The organism is Hyalangium ruber, from assembly GCF_034259325.1.
Classification (GTDB): Bacteria; Myxococcota; Myxococcia; order Myxococcales; family Myxococcaceae; genus Hyalangium_A; species Hyalangium_A rubrum.
Genome location: NZ_JAXIVS010000011.1, coordinates 1 through 17,518 on the forward strand (window position 1 = coordinate 1; position 17,518 = coordinate 17,518).

The following is a 17,518-nucleotide window of genomic DNA, read 5'->3' on the forward strand; positions in this document are numbered from 1 at the left end:
AGGAAAGCGGCTGCGGCCAACGCGACGCCAGCTCCGAACAATCCCTTCATTTCAGACTCCTTGCCGGTGGGTGAGCAGGAGATCCCAGGTCTTTCGCGGAATCTCATGGAGAACTGAATAAGCGGATGTTTCAAGGAATACAAGATCAATCGCAGAGAAATGAATGAGAGCCAGTAGCGCATTCCTCCAATGAGAAAAGCCGGGCACGGCACATAGGCCGAGCCCGGCTTTCAGGGACTGAGAGACCATGCGGCCCCTCAGTGTCCTAGCCCTTCAGGGTGCTCAGGGAATCACAGCCTGCGGCACCTGCTTGTGGAGGATGATGCGGTTGATGTAGCCAACCTCGTCGTTCTGGAAGAGCGAGGAGCCGACCAGATAGCCCTCGGCCACCAGGATGTTCGAGACGCGGTCGTCCGTTGCCGGGCGCAGGTTGTACACCTTGCCGAAGTACTTGGTGTGCTCGGCCTTCACGATGGCATCACGCGAGCCATCCACCTTGATGAGCTCGTCGCCCACCTTGAGCGTCTGAGCGGTGACCAGGCGGCCCTCGCCGTTGATCATCGGGTGCTCGGTGGTCACGCTCAGCTTGCCACCGGAAGCCATCTCCAGCAGCACGACGGGGTGCTCGGTGTCCCGGAACTCCGCCGTGTAGCTGTAGGTCTTGTTGGTCTTCAGCGTGATGTTGTCCAGGCTGGAGTTCGGCGTCAGGGTGACGACGTTCTCCTTCATCTGGGTGACGGCCTCGGCGATGGCCACATCCCCCTCAGGGAAGCGGACCCGCTGCTCGGGCGTGTAGCAGGACGCCTCGCAGTAGCCGTTGACGAAGAAGTTATAGCCCGTCGCCAGCACCGTGCCGGCCTGGTTGAGGTAGAGGTTGCAGTTGAGCGCGCTGCCGGTGATGAGCTGGCTGGGGTGCGGCCACAGCTGCTTGTTGGTGGCGCTGTAGATGTCGTACTCGCTGCCGAAGGTGGGGTAGAGCGGACGGGCCTTCTTGCGCGCCAGCTGGCGCTCCCAGCGGTAGTACCCGTCGCCATCCGTGAACTGCGAGGTCGGGCCACTCAGGTAGAGCTTGTTGATGAACGAGGCGTTCATCTCGTACGCATCATTCTGCCCCGTATAGGTGTTCTGCCCGCCCCAGTTGGTGCTGAGGTCGTCCTCGAGGTAGTCCTTCAGCGTCCCCGCATTGTTCGAGGACGGGGTGTAGGTGTCGAACCAGGCCCCCGTGTTCGCCACGTGGGTGAGCAATCCACAGCGACGCGCCCAGTTCAAACGCTTCTCTGCCTGAGCTGAATCCAGACTATCCGCGTTGCAGCGCTGCTGGAGGATCGGCTGGGCGTCAGCAAGCCCCGGGAGCAGGAAAGTGGCTGCGGCCAATGCGGTGCAAGCCCCGAACAATCCCTTCATTTCAGACTCCTTGCTGTTGATTGAGCGTGAGGAGAGGACCCTGCCTCTGGCGAACCCCTCAAATACTCACTTAGAGTGAAATTTCCATGAATGCAAGAATAATTTGAACTCCCTGATGATCTTTCTTTACCTGAGGCCGCTGGGCTGTACCTGAGGGAGCGCCTGCGATGAGCCTCCGCACCATCCTGTCTCCCCCTTGAGGGTTGCCTCCCCCTGCCTTCCTCCAGCGGAGGGCGTGGCTCGGGCCGTGGTCAAAAGGAAGGCATCTCGCGCCCCCTTCGCGGGGCCGAAGAGATCGCCCGTCGTGAAGCCGCCGATGACAGCCTCTCCACACGCATCCACGGCCACGGTGGACGGGTAGTCTTCCCCGGCGCTGCCCCACTGCCGGACATCGAGCAGCTCTCCGGAGGAGCTGAGCCGCACGAGGAACACATCCAGCTCGCCCATGTTCTGGTAGTGCTCACTGAGCGTGAGGGGCGTCTGCCCCACCACCAGGATATTGCCCGAGCTATCCACCGCCAGGTCCGTCACCCAGTCGGAGTCCTCGGAGCCAAACTGGAAGGTCCACAGCGGCGTACCGGTCTCCGCATCCAGCTTCCGGACGACGATGTCCTGCTGGCCATAGCTCTGCTCTCCCAGCTGCGCGAAGGTCGAGCCCGCGATGACGATATGTCCATCCGACACGAGCTCGGCCGCCTGCATCACGTCGACGCCGATGGGGGTCTGGCGCTTGAGCCACACGTTCTGGCCGTTCGTGTCTAGCTTCTGCGCGAAGGTGCCCCGCTGTGCGCCAGCCAGGACGACGCCCGTGATGTAGATGGACGAGCTGCCCGTGCTCTCGACCGTCGCCCCAGCCAGCAGATCGGAGTAGACGGTGTTGAACTGCCACCACCAGAGCGCGGAGACCCCATCTGCCCCCCGGCGCAGCTTGGCGACGAACGGGTCCTCCCACTTATCGACATAGTTGCTGGGGATGTAGATGTCGTCGTACCCGCTGACGATCATGTCCCGCGCGGCATCGAAGTGGAGCCGGCGTGGATGCTGTGGCGTCTCCGTGCCGTCCTGGTAGATGACTTCCAGCTCCGAGGTATCCGTCGGCCCGCCGAGGATGAGGTCCTGCTGGCCCCGATGGGTGAAGCCGGGGAATGCGCCGGTGGTACGGCCCGCGAAGTACAGCTCGCCGGTGTCAGGGTGGAAGGCCAGGGCCTCGATGGTGTCCGTCCCAGCGGTATCGAATTCCTTGCTCCAGCCCTGCGTCAGCCCGGACTGGGGCGGTGCGAGCTTGATGACCAGGGCGCGAGCATCCCCAGAGGGATCGACGTTGGTCGCGCCCGTGATGCCATTCTCGTAGCCAGCGACGAAGATGTTCCCCTGGCCATCGATGACCACGTCGAGAACCTCATCGCTGTTCTCCGTTCCCCACATCACCCCGCCCGTGGGCCACTCGGGCGGCAGGACGATACAGTGCGGCGTACCACCGTCTCCTGGCACGCCACCACCATCCGGAATGCCACCGTCCCCGGGCGTGCCACCACCGTCCGGAATGCCGCCATCCTCGGGCGTGCCACCACCGTCCGGAATGCCGCCATCCTCGGGTGTGCCACCACCGTCCGGAATGCCGCCATCCTCGGGCGTGCCACCACCATCCGGAATGCCGCCGTCCTCGGGCGTGCCACCACCATCCGGGGTTCCTGCGTCAGGCGTGATGACCCCACTGTCCGGCTCATTCGGTGGGGACGAATCGCAGGCCGCCAGAGCCACGGCGGCCACCAGAAACACCACGCTAGGACGCAGGACCATTGTCTACCTCAGGCTGCCCATACCTAATAAGCCCCCGTCCCCATGCCGGGAGGCGTCACGCGGAACACGAAGCCATCACGCTGCCCATTGTGCATCGTTCCGTCGAACAGAAGGTCCGTGGTGTAGCCCGCCACGTAGATATCTCCCTGCGGGCCCACGGCGACGGAGGAGGGATAATCCTCGCCCGGCGAGCTGAGCTGGAAGTACTCCGGCGCGGTCCCATTCGAGTTCAGCTTGATCAAGAAGATGTCGCTGTTGTCCTCAGGAGGCGGAATGTTGGGATGGAACGAGCCCAGCGTCTGGCCCACCAGGTAGATGTTGCCGTCGGCATCGACGGTCATGTCCGTGACCCAGTCGGAACTCGTGGTGCCGTAGAGCCTCGTCCACACGGGCTCTTCGCCCTGGTTCGGAGTCAGCTTCCGCACGACGATGTCCTGCTCGCCAATGACGGGCTGCCCGAAGTCGAAATAGGTGGAGCCGGTGAAGAGCACGTTGTTGTCCGGCAGCACGTGGAGCGCCGCCCCCATGTCCACGGAGACAGGGGACTGCTGGGAGACCCACTCGACGGTGCCATTCTGCTGGAGCTTCTTCACGAACATGCCGCGAGTGCTACCGCTGGCGTTGGCGCCGGCGATGTAGATCGGGGCATTGGCATCGGGCTTCATCGCCATGCCTGGCAGCAAGTCCGTGATGCCGGTGTTGAACTGGAGCGGCCAGCCGCTGGCGACAGTCAGGTTCGTGCCCGACCGCTGCAACTTCATGACGAACGGATCCTCCCACGCCTCCACGTAGTTGGAGGGGATGTAGATGTCGTCGTACCCGGAGATGATCATCCCACCGGCGTTGTCGAGCGCCAGTCGCCGCGGGTGCTGCGGGCGGTTCGTGCCGAACTGGAAGACCTTCTGCGTTCCAGTCAGCGACGTCCAGCCCGCGATGGTGTCGTACTGCCCGGCGTTGGGAGTGTTGTTGAACGAGCCCGTCGTCCGTCCCGCGAAGTACAGCTCCCACGGGCTTGTACTCGAGCTTCGAGCGCCGACGACCGCCTCGATGACCTCCGACTTCCCATTGCCATTGCCGAACTTGATGGCGGTGCCCTGGCTGCTCAGGTCCGCGGAGAATTTGTGGATCACTCCACGCGTGTCACCCGAGGGGTCGACACTGGTCATCCCCAGCGTGCCATTCTCGTAGCCAGAGACGTAGACGGAGCCATTCTCGGGGTGGATCCAGAGGTCAGTCGCCTCATCATGCCGGATCGTGCCGAAATTGACGCCGACGAGGTTCCACCCGGGAGAGGACACCGAAAACCCGCTCCGGAGCGAGCCCTGCGGGAGCGCATCAGGACCACAGCCGCTCCCCAGCGCGCTCAACGCGGCGGCCGCGAGCATGCTTCTGCCGTAAACGAAGACTGACATGGATTTTCTTACCATCAGGGCTGGGGGTTGGACTTCTGAGCCTGCAGGCTCAACTCGCGCTCCTTGGCCAGGCGGCGCTGGTTGCTCTCCGCGAAGTACTCCATCATCTTCTCCAGCCGCGTCCCCCGAGCCTTGTCCGTCAGCGCCAGCGTGCGGGCGGGATCATGGCTCGAGAAGATCTCGTACAGCTCCATCTTGGTCGCAGCCAGCGAGCGCTTGACCTTGGGATCCATCTGCGCCGTGAAGGAGTCCTCGAGGATGATGGACTCCACCGTGTCGAGCAGGTACGCGCGGTCGGGGTGATCCTTCAGGCTCAGCCCCTCGCGCAGGTAGTCGATCTGCATCAAGCGCTTGGTATTGGTCTCGGGCGTGTCCTTGGGCTCTTTCGGGTGCAGCAGATCATCGCGCGTCTGCGCGATCATCTCCTTGTCCATCAGCAGCTTGTGGTAGCCCTCACGGCTGACCGAGTCGAGCAGGACGTGCTCACGGAAGTAGTCGAACTGCGCCAGCTTGGGCTCTCGCTTGAAGAGCTTCTGCTTGATCATGTCCGTCGCGGTGGTGAACTCGCCATGCTCTCCCTCATCCTCGGGGAGCGAGCCCTCGCTTGGAGCGGTGAGCAGGGGCGGAATCGCGATCTGGGGAGCGGCGGGCTGGGGCTTCGCCAGGGGCGGGGCGGAGGGCGCGGCGGGCGCGACGGGCGCGGGTGTCGTGGCTGCCATCTCGGGCAGTTCCACCTCGGGAGTCCCAGACAGGGCCACCTTCACCGCGACAACAGCGATCGTGAGCAGCACCGCGACGACGAGCGTGATTCGCAAGGGCTTCATCGAAGTCCAACGCCTCCAGTAGGGCAGAGAAACAGGAAGGCCCCCACCCGAAAGGGTGGGAGCTCCGGCCAAGAGCCGGCCAGCCTTCGGCCGGCTCCTGATCATCTCAGTACAGCTGACTACGGGATGTGCGGCACGTTGTTGTAGAGGATGATGCGGTTCATGTAGCCCACATCATCGTTCTGGAAGCGCGAGGAGCCCACGAGGAAGCCCTGGGCCACCAGCACGTTGGAGACCAGATCCTCGGACACCGGGCGGATGTTGTACACCTTGCCGAAGTGCTTGACGCGCTCGATGCTCACGATGGCATCGCGGCTGCCGTCGGCGCGCACCAGCTCGTCACCCACCTTCAGGGTCTTGGCCTGCACCATGCGGCCCTCGCCGTTGATGACCGGGTGCTCGTCCGTCACGCTCAGCTTGCCGCCGCCCACGGTGGAGATGGCGAAGATGTCGTGATCGGTGTCACGCGTCTCCACCGTGTAGCCGTAGGTCTCGTTGCGGGTCAGCTGGATGTTGTCCAGCGTGGAGCTGGAGGCCAGGGTCACCAGGTCCTCACGGCGCGAGTTCAGCGCCTCGATGATGGGCATCTCGCCACCCTCGAACAGGATGTTCTGGTCACCCGTGTAGCAGCTCGCCTCGCAGTAGCCGTTCACGAAGAAGGTGCCGGCCGGCGCCCCGTTGTTCAGCAGCGCGCAGCTGGCGGCGCTGGGGATGAGCTGCTGGTTGCTCGCGTCGTTCAGGTTGGCCGTCGTACCGAAGGTGGGGTACAGCGGACGGGCGCGGGCGCGCGCGGCGGCACGCGACCAGATCTTGTAGCCGTTCGCATCCGCGCTCTGGGTGGTGGGGCCGCTCAGGAACCGGGTGTTGACGTTGGCGTAGTTGACCTCGAAGCCGTAGTTCGGCCCGGAGAAGGCGTTCTGGCCGTTGGGGTTCGTGGCGGCGTCGGCCTCCACGTAATCGAACAGGGTGCCACCGTTCGCGGCCGGGATGCCCGTGTCATACCCGTTGTTCGGGTTGCCAATGCGGAGCTGGACCGCGCACTTGCGGGCCCACTCGATACGCGCCAGAGCCTGGGTCGGGTCCAGGTTGTCCGCGCTGCAGCGCTGGAGAAGGATTGGCTGCGCCGACGCCTCCGTGGGAAGCAGCGCTACGCCAGCCAGGACGACGACAGCACCCAACAGTTGATTCTTGTTCATGCTGACTCCTTAAAAAAAGGGACAACTCCCGTACTTCAGACGAACGACTGCTCCTCGGCGCTGTCTCGCGACACCACCTGAGTTCTTATCGAATGTGATTGCTTGGTTTGCTCGCTGCCCCCGCCACCAGTCGCACTCGCTCTTCACTGGTATACACTTGTTTTCGCTAAATGTCATGCCTTTTAGGGAAAACAGGTTTGGCGGGTTGATCTATGGGTTTCCCCATAGAAGTGTGCGCCTGCCCGCAGCAAAGCCCCGCGGGTGAGCGGGGCTTTGACTGCTTGGGCTTACTGCGCCTGGGCCACGACGTCCGGCGCCTCGGCAGGGCCATTCATGTAGTTGCACATGCCGAGGTCCTTGGTGCCGTTCACGTCGACGAGGGTCCAGTTGTAGTTCAACCCATTCCACTGAGCGATGGTCACGGACCACTTCTTGCTGAAGAAGAGGAACTTGATCTTCGCGTACAGGCTCAGGGTGCCGGAGAGCGTGTTCAGGGCCAGGTTGGACTTGAGCTTCCAGTTGATGGTGCACAGCGGCCAGAAGAGCTCCCCTGTCGACGGCATGGTGGCATTGATGAGGGTGAGGCTGCCCTCGACGCCGAAGCTGGCGATGATGATGCTGACCGAGGCCGAGGCCGTGACATTGGACCACCCGCCGGGGGTCGCGGTCAGGCGCGCCACGGTCGGGGTGACCTCGCCCAGCACGGTGAGCTTGACGCCGCCCGCCAGCGAGGCCTTCACGTTGATCGGCACGGGGCCCACCATGAACGTCTTCGAGGCGGACAGGAACGTGCGGCTCCAGTTGATGGGGGCCGGAGCAAACGTATAGGAGAGGTTGGTGGACCAGATCTGCTGGCCGACCGCATAGAGCGCTGCCGTGCCGCTGTTGGCGCCGCCCTGCTGACCGCGGATCTCCACGCGGCCCCGGACCAGCTCCTTCTGGGTGTTGAACGCGGTGCCGAAGACCTTGCCCTCGGCGAACGCCTCGACCCGCTTGGCCTCGCTCAGCGACCCGTCGGTGGCCGTGATGGCGGCATCGATGGCGTAGCCACCGCCAAAGATGTTGTTACCGAAGCTCTGCGTGCGAGAGTACGACTTGTTGTACGAGGGGCTCTGGAACTGCGGGTCCGCCGCCGGGAAGTGCTCCACGGTGGGCGGCACGTTCTGGATGACCGCCTCTGGGATGTTGCCCTGGATGATCGAGACCAGCGGCATTCCCGTCGGGTCGGTGGACAGGATGCCGCCCGTTACGTCCAACTCGTCCTGGACGATCAACTGCTGCTCATACGGGTGGTAGTAGAGGCCCGGATTGAAGGGATACGAAGACTCCCAGGCGTAGTTGTCGTTCAGCTGGTAGCTGGTGGGGTAGGCAACGTACGGATATTGCACCTCGACCTGATAGGGCTGGGGATCCGGGAAGTGCGGTTCCGCAGCGAGAGCAAGCCCAGGCACGAGTACTGCAGCCATCAGCACTGTCTTCAGAATGGGGCGCGTCATCAGTATCCCTTTTGTGGACTGCGGGGACAGCACGACATTTACGCTTGGGGAACGCTTACATACTCTGAGTGAATAAAAGAGAAAAGAGGGGTCGTCCGGATTTTCACGAATAGTTGGTCTTTCGGATGCGTGTATAAAATTCGGCCCTGGCCGAAAAGCCACGCTCGTGAATTTGAGAGGAATGGCGGACTGCGTCAGGGAGCAGGAGGCAGGGGCCGCGCGGAGGGCTGGAGGAAGGACAGCGCGGCCTGACGAATGTCGGCGCTGCGGTCGTGCTGGCTGGACCAGGTGAGCAGGGCCTCCGCCTGCGGCACGGCAGCGCGGTTTCTGCCCAGCAGGACGACGATCTCCGCTCGCACTGTGTCCGCCGGGTCGCTCTGCAGGGCCCGCTGGAGCGCGGGGAGCAGGGGCATCAGGGCGCGGAAGCTGCATGCGAAGACCACGCTCTTGCGGACCTCGGGAGCTGAATCCGTGACGAGCAGCTCGCTCAAGAGACGATCCATGGAGGGATCCGGATAGAAGCGCAGCGCGACGGCGGCCGCGGCACGCACCTGCGCGGAGGTGGAGCGCGCGCCCTCGAGGATGAGGGGGATCGCGCTGGCGGAGTGGGTGTTGCCCAGGGCCCGCAGCACCAGCGCCTGCTGCTCGGGGCTCGTGGCCGACCGGTAGGCAGCGCTCAACTTCTCCACCAGGGTGCCTGCACGCCCGGTGTCTTCGTCCTGAAGGTTCATGGCCGCGTTGCCCAGCGCCAGGGTGGCCGTCTCGCGCAGCTCCGGCGTCGCTCCCTGGGCGGTGCGCCACAGCGTGTCCACGCCTTCCTGCGTGGGCGCCTCTGCCATGCCCAGAGCGGCGACCGCGTCCGTGCGGACGGGCTGCGAGAGGGTGGTGTCCTCGATGGTGCGTGACAGGACCTGGACTGCCTCGGGAGTGCTGGCCGCCGACAGGGCCCCGAGCATGGGGCTGGCCGCGATCGGATCAATTCCCGAGCGCAGGATGTCCGAGACCTTCAGCGCCTCGGTTGGCTGGAGCATGAAGAGCGCGCGCAGCCGCTCGAGCGCCGCCGTGCGCGCGTCATCCCGGGCCTTCTCGTCCTGGGGAAGGGAACGCAGATCCTGGACCATGTCCTCGAAGCGCCTGTTGCCCAGGACCTGCCGGTAGTGCTCCATGGGATCCGGGGCTTGCCCCACGAGGCTGGCCAGCGCTTGGGTGACCAGTGACGCCTGTCGCGCGCTCATCGCTCCCAGCAGCGAAGCATCCTCGAGGCGATCCAGCAGGCGCAGCGACACCTGGTGAGTGGTGCTGGCCTCGGGCATCCCTTCGCCCATATTGACCACCAGCGTCTCTGCTCCCTCGAGCGAGCGGATCCACAAATCCTCCGCCAGCTCGATGGTGCTCAGCGAGCGCACCTGGATCTGGACACTCGGATCCAGGGGGGCCAGCCCTTGCGGCGTCGCCATATGGGTGTAGTGGCGCTTGGTCTTCTCGACGCGAGCTGGGGCCAGGAGGCGGTATGCGGCCAGATACTGTCCCGTGGAGTCGAACTCCGTCGCCTCCCAGGAAGCGCGCGGCGCCCCGGCCATGACGAACTGGGTGGAGGCAACCATGGAGCGGAGGAGCCCCTGCGCCAGGCCGTCGAGCTCCCGCTCGAAATGGACGAACTTCACGGCACCGGTCCTGTCCAGCGTGATGAAGAAAGGCGTTGCCAGGCTGAGCGACAGCGCGCGCTCGACCTCGGGGGCGAGCCTTTGCTGCCCCTCGACGCTCGCGGAGAACGAGGCCAGCCGCAGGTGGACGCGCGCCTCGATGCGCTCCTCCTGAGCGGAGATGAGGCCCACGTCCCACTCCCCCTTCAGCTGGAACCGCATCCCCGGCATCGCGGGAGTCGCGCTCTGGGGTTGCCGCAGGGTGATGTCCTGATCGCTGCTCACGGCATAGCGGTAGAGGCTGCCAGGGCGCCACGCGCGCGTGCTCGCGGGAGCCTTCGTGGCGGCGGTCCCCGTTTGGCTCTCAGGCCTGGCAGCGGGTTGCAGAGCGGGAGCCGGCGCCAGGCTCGGATCTTCGGGTTTCCCCTGATCCGTTGTCGCCCACCAGCCCCCCAGGCCGAGCAGGACGACAACCAACGGCACCCCCAGGAGCCACGCGCGATTGCCGGACATGGGCTCTCGGATACACAGTCCTAGGACGGACAATCAAGTAAAACTGAAATAATTTGCACATTCGGACTACAAGGCTTGTCAGGATGATTGTATAATTTCAGCGGCATCGTTTTCCAAGAAGGAGGTAGAACCCGCATGAGGCTCCTGCTCTCTCCTGTGTTCATCCTGACGTGGTGCGTCTTCAGCCCTACGGAAGCCCTGGCGCAATTCGGGCAATGCGGAATGGATGCCATCAGCCGAGCGGACGCGGAGGCCCGGGTGGAGTGGGCCCGCAGGTGCGCGCTCAACAAGCTGGCCACCACCCAGGGGTTTCCCGTCACCGACGGCCCCAACCCGATGATCGACTATCAGGAGGTGGCTCCATCCACCTATGGCCAGAACGCCTTCCATGGCGACTTCATGAACTTCGAGGTCAACGCGACCTACTCTTATTCACTTTTCTCCATCATGCCTTACACGCAGGTGATGGATGCCTATGGCTTCTACCAGTGGACCTCCGCGACCAATAGGCGGGCCAACCCGTACTACCCAATCTTCGGCACCACGCCCACGCCCGGAGTGGGCAGCCAGCTCTACCCTCACCCACAACTGAGGGACTGCAACCTCTATACGGATCGCAGCGGCTACAACGTGGCGCCGACGTTCTATGTGAGCATGTACTGCAGCTCCACTCCCGAGGCCCTCGCCAACGGAGTCCCTCTCGCGGGGCAGAGCTACGGTGCCGGCACCGAGAAGGTGTTCACCGTGGCCGTGCCGGAGGGCTCGGTGGGCCTGAGCATCACCCTCAGCGGTGGCTCGGGGAACGCGGACCTGTACGTCAAGCGAGGCAGCCCACCGACGACGGGCTCGTATGACTGCGCCTCGGCCTACGGCGGCAGCTACGACTCGTGCTACTTCCCGTCCGCCGAGGGCACCTACTACGTGATGGTGCGGGGCACCACGAGCTACTCCAACGTCTCGGTGTCGGCACGCTGGAACGCGCTCTCGCCCAACAGCCCCGTCTACAACCTCTATGCGGGGTGGGGGACCGAGAAGTACTACACCTTCTACGTCCCCAGTGGCAGCTCCAGCGCCTCGTTCAACATCTCGGGCGGAACGGGAGACGCGGACATCTATGTCCGCTACGGCGCCCCGCCCACCCTGAATGACTTTGACTGCCGGCCCTATACCGGCGGCAATGCCGAGACCTGCTCCTTCTCTTATCCCAGCGGGGGCACCTACTACGTCATGGTCCGGGCCTGGAGCAGGTACTCCGGCGTGGCACTCTCCGCCAACTACGTCACGCCACCGCCACCGCCACCCTCCTGTCTGGGACAGCAGATGCTGCCCCAATGCCCGGTCGATCAGATGGCGTGTCCCCAGGACCCCTGCCTTTGAGTAAGGGTTTCCCCCTATTTGAGTAAGGGTTTCCCCCTAATTACGGCCACTGCACACGGGACAATCCAGACACGCTGGATTTTCTTGATGTTCCGGCATGCCGAATAATCTGAGAAAGACAGCTATTTCTCACTTGTAGTAAAATCCATATTTACGTATATCTCACGTCGCTTCTCGCCACTTCGAGACATTTGAAAGGAAGATCCATGCGTTCAATGCGTAATGTGCTGTTCCTTGGTTCCGCGCTCTCTCTCGCCGCTTGTGGAGGTGCTGAAGTAGAGGGCGAGGAGCAGGTCACGCTGCGGCAGACCCAGGCCCCGCTGGTGATGGCCCCTGCCGGCCAGGGCGTGCCTGATCAGTACATCGTCGTGATGAAGAAGGGCGCTTCCCTCCAGGCCACGATTGCCACCGCGAGCGTCGCCCCGAAGCACACCTATGAGGTGATCAACGGCTTCGCCGCGAAGATGACCAAGACTCAGGTCGAGGCGCTGCGCAATGATCCGGGCGTCGAGTTCATCGAGCAGGACCAGGTGGTGTATGCCGACGTCACCCAGCGCAACGCGACGTGGGGTCTCGATCGCATTGACCAGCGCGCCCTGCCGCTGAGCACCACCTACTTCTACGGCACGCCCGCCTTCGGCATCAACGCCTACATCATCGACACGGGCATTCAGCCGAACCACCCTGACTTCGGCGGCCGTGGCGCGAGCGTGTTCAACTCCACGGGTGACGGCAATCCCGACGACTGCAACGGTCACGGCACCCACGTGGCGGGCACCGTCGGTGGCCAGACCTGGGGCGTGGCCAAGGGCGTGTACCTCTATGGCGTGAAGGTGCTGGGCTGCAGCGGCTCGGGCACCTACGCGGGCGTCATCGCGGGTGTGGACTGGGTGCGCGTCAACGGCACGCGGCCGGCGGTGGCCAACATGAGCCTGGGCGGCGGCTTCTCCCAGGCGGTCAACGACGCGGTGAACAACCTGGCCAACTCCAACGTCTTCGTCGCGGTGGCGGCGGGTAACAGCAACGCGGACGCTTGCGGCTTCTCGCCGGCCAGCGCTGCCAGCGCCACCACGGCGGCCGCCTCCCAGAGCAACGACGCGCGCGCCAACTACTCCAACTACGGCGGCTGCATCGACGTGTACGCCCCCGGCTCGGGCATCACCTCCGCGTGGCTCAACAGCGGCACCAACACCATCAGCGGCACCTCGATGGCCTCTCCGCACATCGCCGGTGTGGCGGCCCTCTACAAGGACAACTTCGGTGACGCGCCCTCGGCCGTCGTCGATCAGTGGATCAAGGCCAACGCCACCCCGAACGTCATCACGGGCAACCCGGCCGGTACGCCGAACCTGCTGCTCTACAAGGGCGCTCTGTAATTCGAAGAACCTCGGTTGAATCGGACGGGGGTCGCGGCCTGGCGCCGCGGCCCCCGTCTGTCTTTTTCAAGCCTTACAATGGGCAAACGCCCGGGCCGCACCCCAGGCAGTTTATTTTATCCTGCGTGTTTCAATCTTCAGACAAAATCCAGAAAAACGGCTATAAGCGTCCAGCTCTGTTTACCTGGAGAGTCTCATGAAGATGCGTGCATTGGGGTGGCTGTTGTGCGTCACGGTCGGTTCGTCCGCGAGCGCTTCTGGCAGCGCTGCAGGCCGTTGGGACAGCCTCCCGGAGGATCACCCGTTGCGGATCCTTCAGCCGCGGGGTGAATCCCTGCCACCTGCCTCCCAGGGGGCGTCAGCCCAGAGCAGCGACTTTTCGACCCAGATGGTCCCCGCGGGCATTGGGGGCACCCTCAACTGGATCCAGCAGCTCGGGTCCGTCACCCAGGATCTCGGCCAGGCTATCGCCGTGACGGACGAGGGCTCCTACACGGGGGGCTACTCCAACAGCGACTTTGACGGCAACGTCCCCGCCGCCCAGAATGACTTCATCCTCGTCAAGCACCGGGCGGACGGCGTCAAGCTCTGGTCCCGGCAGTACGGCACCAACGCCCAGGACTTCGGTACCGGCGTGGCGACGTTCACGGGGACGACCCCTCACCAGGTCTACCTGGCGGGCTATACCGCCGGTGCGCTGGGAGGAGCCAACCAGGGAGCCAATGACGCCGCCCTGATCCGCGTGGATCCAGCCAACGGCAACATCATCTGGTCCCGCCAGTTCGGCTCGACCGCCACGGACTTCGTCTTCGCTACGACGACCGACAAGACCGGCGCCATCTACGTCGCGGGGCACACCATGGGCTCCATCGACGGCCAGCCCAACGCGGGCTCCTTCGACATGTTCCTGACCAAGTACAACTCCGCGGGCACCCGGCTCTGGACCCGGCAGCTCGGAACGACCGGCCAGGAGCAGGTACGCGGGGTGGCCACGGACGCTAGCGACAACATCTATGTCGCCGGGCAGACCGATGGGACCCTGACCGGCGCGAACGCGGGAGGCATGGACCTGTTCCTGGCCAAGTACAGCTCCGCGGGGACGCTCTTGTGGGTCCGTCAGATGGGCACCAGCCAGGCTGACTCCGTCTATGGCGTGGCCACCTCGCGGCGGCTCAATGGCGTCGTCGACGTCTACGTCGTCGGGTACGTGGGAGCCTCCTTCGACGGCCAGCCCCACATGGGCGGGTTCGATGGCATCGTGGTGAAGTTCGACTCGGCCGGCACCAAGCAGTGGTCGCGGCAGATGGGCAGCGCGGGCAACGACTTCGCGCAGGGCATCGCCTCCGACGGTGGCGCCAACGTCTACGTCACGGGCCGCACGAACCACGATCTCGAGACCAACGCCGCGGAGATCAGCGACAACGTCTTCATGACGAAGTACGACTCGCTCGGCACGCTGCTGGTGACGCGGCAGCTCGGCTCCCTCAATGCCCTGGATCCCACCAAGGTCTATGACACCGGACTGGGCGTGGCCGCCGACATCAACGACCGGGTCTACATCGCTGGCTTCACGGAGGGCGAGTTCAACGGCGCCTCGGCGACGAACCTGGGGGAGAAGGACCTCATCGTGCTGCAGTACTCGGATGGCTGTCAGGTCAACACCCCGGGAGAGTGCGGCATCTCCTACGGTTGGGGTGACCCCCACCTGGGCACCTTCGACGGAAAGGCCTACGACTTCCAGGGTGTCGGCGAGTTCATCCTCGTCGAGAGCACCGCGGGCAGCCCGCTCACGGTTCAGGCGCGGATGAGCCCGTGGGGCTCGAGCAACCAGGTCAGCGTGATGACGGCGGTGGCGACCCGTGTGGGGACCGATCGCGTGGGCTTCTACATGGGCAGCAACCCGCCGCTGAAGGTCAACGGGGCCACTGTCTCCTTGAGCACCGGCCAGGTGGTGCCACTGCCAGGCGGGGGGCGCATCCGCCGCAAGGACGCGAGCTCCTATGTCGTCTACTACCCGGGGCACGACCGGCTGATCGTCACGCTGAACAGCGGGTACATCGACGTCAATTTCGCGCTGCCTACCACCCGCCGGAAGGGACTTCGCGGGCTGCTCGGCAACTTCAATGGTAGGACCGACGATGATCTCGCCCTGCGCACCGGCGCGGTCCTCGCCTCCCCTGTGACCTTCGCGCAGATGTACACCAGCAGCTCGAGCCTCGCGGCCAGCTGGCGCATCAAGCAAGAGGAGTCCCTGTTCGACTACGGGAGTGGTGAAAACACCTGGACGTTCACGAACTTGAACTTCCCGTGGTCGCCCATTTCCCTGAGCGATCTGACCGCGCCGCAGCTGGAACTGGGGCAGCAGGCGTGCCGGGCGCGAGGCCTCAAGACCGGCGCCTTCTTCGACACCTGCGTCCTGGATGTCGGACTGACGGAAGACACCTCCTTCGCAGTGGCGGCCGCTCAGCTCGAGACGCAGGTCCTCACGCAGCGTGGCGGAACGCTGCCTCCCCCGGAGCAGGGCCCGAAGCGGGTCTACTTCGCCAACTTCCAGAGTGAGGCGAAAAGGCCGGAGTGGAGCGAGTGGCGCTGGGCCGTGACGCCCTCGGAGGACAAGTTCTTCCTGGGCCCCTTCGGCGAGGAGAGCGTCGCGCTGTATCTGACCAAGCTGCCTTCGCACGCCTCCGTCACGGTGAGCTTCGACCTGATCCTGGCCAATGACTGGGACGGCGATGGTTCGCGCGGTCCGCACTCCTGGGGAGTGGTCGCCAACGACCAGACGCTGTTGCACAGCACCTTCTCGAACACGGCCAGCAAGCAGTCCTACCCCGTCAAGGGGAGCCTGCCGGGAACCGGCGCGGACGCCATCAACACCCTGGGCTATGAAAAGGGCGACTCGCTCTACCGGCTGAAGTTCACGCTGACGGACAGGTCCTCGGAGCTGAAGCTGATCTTCTTCGGCCAAGGGCTGCAGGGCGAGGCCTGGGGCCTGGACAACGTCGAGGTGCTGGTCCACTAACCGCACGGAATCGTCAGGGGGCGTTGACCCCCTGGTGATTCTCCATGGCCCGCAGTGTCATGGGGATGCCGCCCTTGGGACGCAGGGTGACGGCGGGAATGAGCTCGGGCGCGGGGCCGGGCGCGGCCTCGAAGCGGAAGCGCTGGAGCACGGTGGCCAGCACCAGGCGGGTCACCATCATCGCGAAGCCCGCGCCGATGCAGAGGCGCGGACCGCCTCCGAAGGGGGAGTACGCGAAGCGGGGGATGCGGCGCTCCAGTCCGTCGGCCCAGCGCTCGGGGCGGAAGGCCTCGGGCTCGGGGAAGTAGCGCGGGTCGCGGTGCAGCGCCCACTGGGCCCAGGAGATGACGGTGCCCGCGGGCACGAGGAAGCCGTCGATGCGGTCGTCCTCGATGGCAACGCGGCTCATGCCCCACGCGGGGGGATACACGCGCATCGTCTCCTTCACCACCAGCTCGCAATACGGCAGCGACGGCAGGTCCGCCACGGTGGGAGCGCGTCCGCCGAGCACCGTGGCCAGCTCTCGCCGCAGTGTGGCCTCCGCGTCGGGATTGCGCGCCAGCATCAGCAGCGCGAAGGCGAGCGCGAGGGCGGTCGTCTCGTGTCCGGCGAGCATCAAGGTCAGACACTCATCGCGCAGCTGCACGTCCGTCATGTGCTCGCCGTCCTCGGCCTGGGCCTCCACGAGCAGGCCCAGCAGGTCATCGCCGGGGCCACCCTGCTTGCGCCGCCGCTCCACCACGTCGGCCACGACGGAGTGCAGGGTGCGCATGGCGGCCTTGAACCGCAGGTTGCCCGGAGTGGGCACCCAGAGGGGCAACGCGATGGGGTTCTCGAAGAGGAACTTGGCGCGCAGCATGAGGGCTTCCATGGCCTTGCCGACCTCGCGTGCCTGGTCGCGGAGGTTGGCGCCGAAGAGCGTCCCGGCCACCACATCCAGGGTCAGGGCCATCATCTCCGTGTACGCGTCGATGTGGGCACCGTCCCGCTGGGACTCCAGCCATGTCTGCGAGGAGGCCACCGCCATTTTTCCGTGCGCGGCGACCAGGTCCTTGTGGAAGGCGGGCTGCATCATGCGGCGCTGCCGCATCCAGAAGTCGCCCTGGCTGACGAAGAGGCTGTTGCCAATCATGCTCAAGGCCCGCTTCTGGAAGGGGTCCTTGGGGTAGTTGCGCGGGTTCTTCACCAGCACGTGCTCGATGGCGGAGGAAGAGTTGAGCACGTAGACGGGGTGACCCAGGAACTGGGCCTTGAGCACCTCGCCGAGGCCCGCGCAATGTACGAAGAACCCCAGCTGGTCCCGGCGGTACTCGAGCCCGTGTCCCACCCACGGCAAGCCGCCGGGGAGGGATGGAGGGAGGGTTGCGGGAAGAGGCGAGGGGGACTGCATGCGGTGTCTCCTGGGAGGGCCTGGGCCCTCGTGGACGCCGCAACCTAACAGCTCTCCTCGGGAGACGC

The 17,518-nt window shown here is 64.8% G+C and carries 12 protein-coding genes; 3 read left to right on the top strand and 9 right to left on the bottom strand.

Annotation, left to right across the window (positions count from 1 at the left end):
• From SYV04_RS28270 to SYV04_RS28305, 8 genes are all read right to left on the bottom strand, one after another.
• Positions 1–182, bottom strand: a 182-nt coding sequence (locus tag SYV04_RS28270) for a hypothetical protein (RefSeq protein ID WP_321549050.1), incomplete at its 3' end; no start/stop codon positions are given.
• A gap of 100 nt (positions 183–282) precedes the next feature.
• On the bottom strand, positions 283–1,269 hold the full coding sequence (locus SYV04_RS28275; RefSeq protein WP_321549051.1) for a Hint domain-containing protein: 987 nt from the start codon (positions 1,267–1,269) through the stop codon (positions 283–285).
• Between the two features lie 261 nt (positions 1,270–1,530).
• Complete coding sequence (locus SYV04_RS28280; protein WP_321549052.1) at positions 1,531–3,204, bottom strand: SBBP repeat-containing protein; 1,674 nt, start codon at positions 3,202–3,204, stop codon at positions 1,531–1,533.
• A gap of 23 nt (positions 3,205–3,227) precedes the next feature.
• A complete protein-coding gene (locus SYV04_RS28285) occupies positions 3,228–4,616 on the bottom strand; it encodes an SBBP repeat-containing protein (protein WP_321549053.1) in 1,389 nt (462 codons plus the stop codon).
• Between the two features lie 14 nt (positions 4,617–4,630).
• Positions 4,631–5,440, bottom strand: a complete 810-nt coding sequence (locus SYV04_RS28290) for a hypothetical protein (protein WP_321549054.1) — start codon at positions 5,438–5,440, stop codon at positions 4,631–4,633.
• A 119-nt stretch (positions 5,441–5,559) separates the two neighbouring features.
• Positions 5,560–6,636 carry a Hint domain-containing protein gene (locus SYV04_RS28295; RefSeq protein WP_321549055.1) on the bottom strand — a complete coding sequence of 359 codons (1,077 nt, stop codon included), beginning with the start codon at positions 6,634–6,636 and terminating at the stop codon, positions 5,560–5,562.
• A 287-nt stretch (positions 6,637–6,923) separates the two neighbouring features.
• Complete coding sequence (locus SYV04_RS28300; RefSeq protein WP_321549056.1) at positions 6,924–8,102, bottom strand: hypothetical protein; 1,179 nt, start codon at positions 8,100–8,102, stop codon at positions 6,924–6,926.
• A gap of 224 nt (positions 8,103–8,326) precedes the next feature.
• Positions 8,327–10,288, bottom strand: a complete 1,962-nt coding sequence (locus SYV04_RS28305) for a HEAT repeat domain-containing protein (protein ID WP_321549057.1) — start codon at positions 10,286–10,288, stop codon at positions 8,327–8,329.
• Between the two features lie 135 nt (positions 10,289–10,423).
• On the opposite strand from SYV04_RS28305, the gene SYV04_RS28310 reads away from it, so the two are divergent.
• The 3 genes from SYV04_RS28310 (at position 10,424) to SYV04_RS28320 (ending at position 16,060) form a co-directional block, all read left to right on the top strand.
• On the top strand, positions 10,424–11,665 hold the full coding sequence (locus tag SYV04_RS28310) for a PPC domain-containing protein (protein ID WP_321549058.1): 1,242 nt from the start codon (positions 10,424–10,426) through the stop codon (positions 11,663–11,665).
• 206 nt (positions 11,666–11,871) lie between these two features.
• Positions 11,872–13,041: a S8 family peptidase gene (locus SYV04_RS28315; protein ID WP_321549059.1), complete on the top strand. Its 1,170-nt coding sequence runs from the start codon at positions 11,872–11,874 to the stop codon at positions 13,039–13,041.
• Positions 13,042–13,237: 196 nt separating this feature from the next.
• Positions 13,238–16,060, top strand: a complete 2,823-nt coding sequence (locus SYV04_RS28320) for an SBBP repeat-containing protein (protein WP_321549060.1) — start codon at positions 13,238–13,240, stop codon at positions 16,058–16,060.
• Positions 16,061–16,073: 13 nt separating this feature from the next.
• Here the strand turns inward: SYV04_RS28320 and SYV04_RS28325 are convergent, their stop codons facing one another.
• Positions 16,074–17,450 carry a cytochrome P450 gene (locus SYV04_RS28325; RefSeq protein ID WP_321549061.1) on the bottom strand — a complete coding sequence of 459 codons (1,377 nt, stop codon included), beginning with the start codon at positions 17,448–17,450 and terminating at the stop codon, positions 16,074–16,076.
• Positions 17,451–17,518 lie beyond the last annotated feature (68 nt).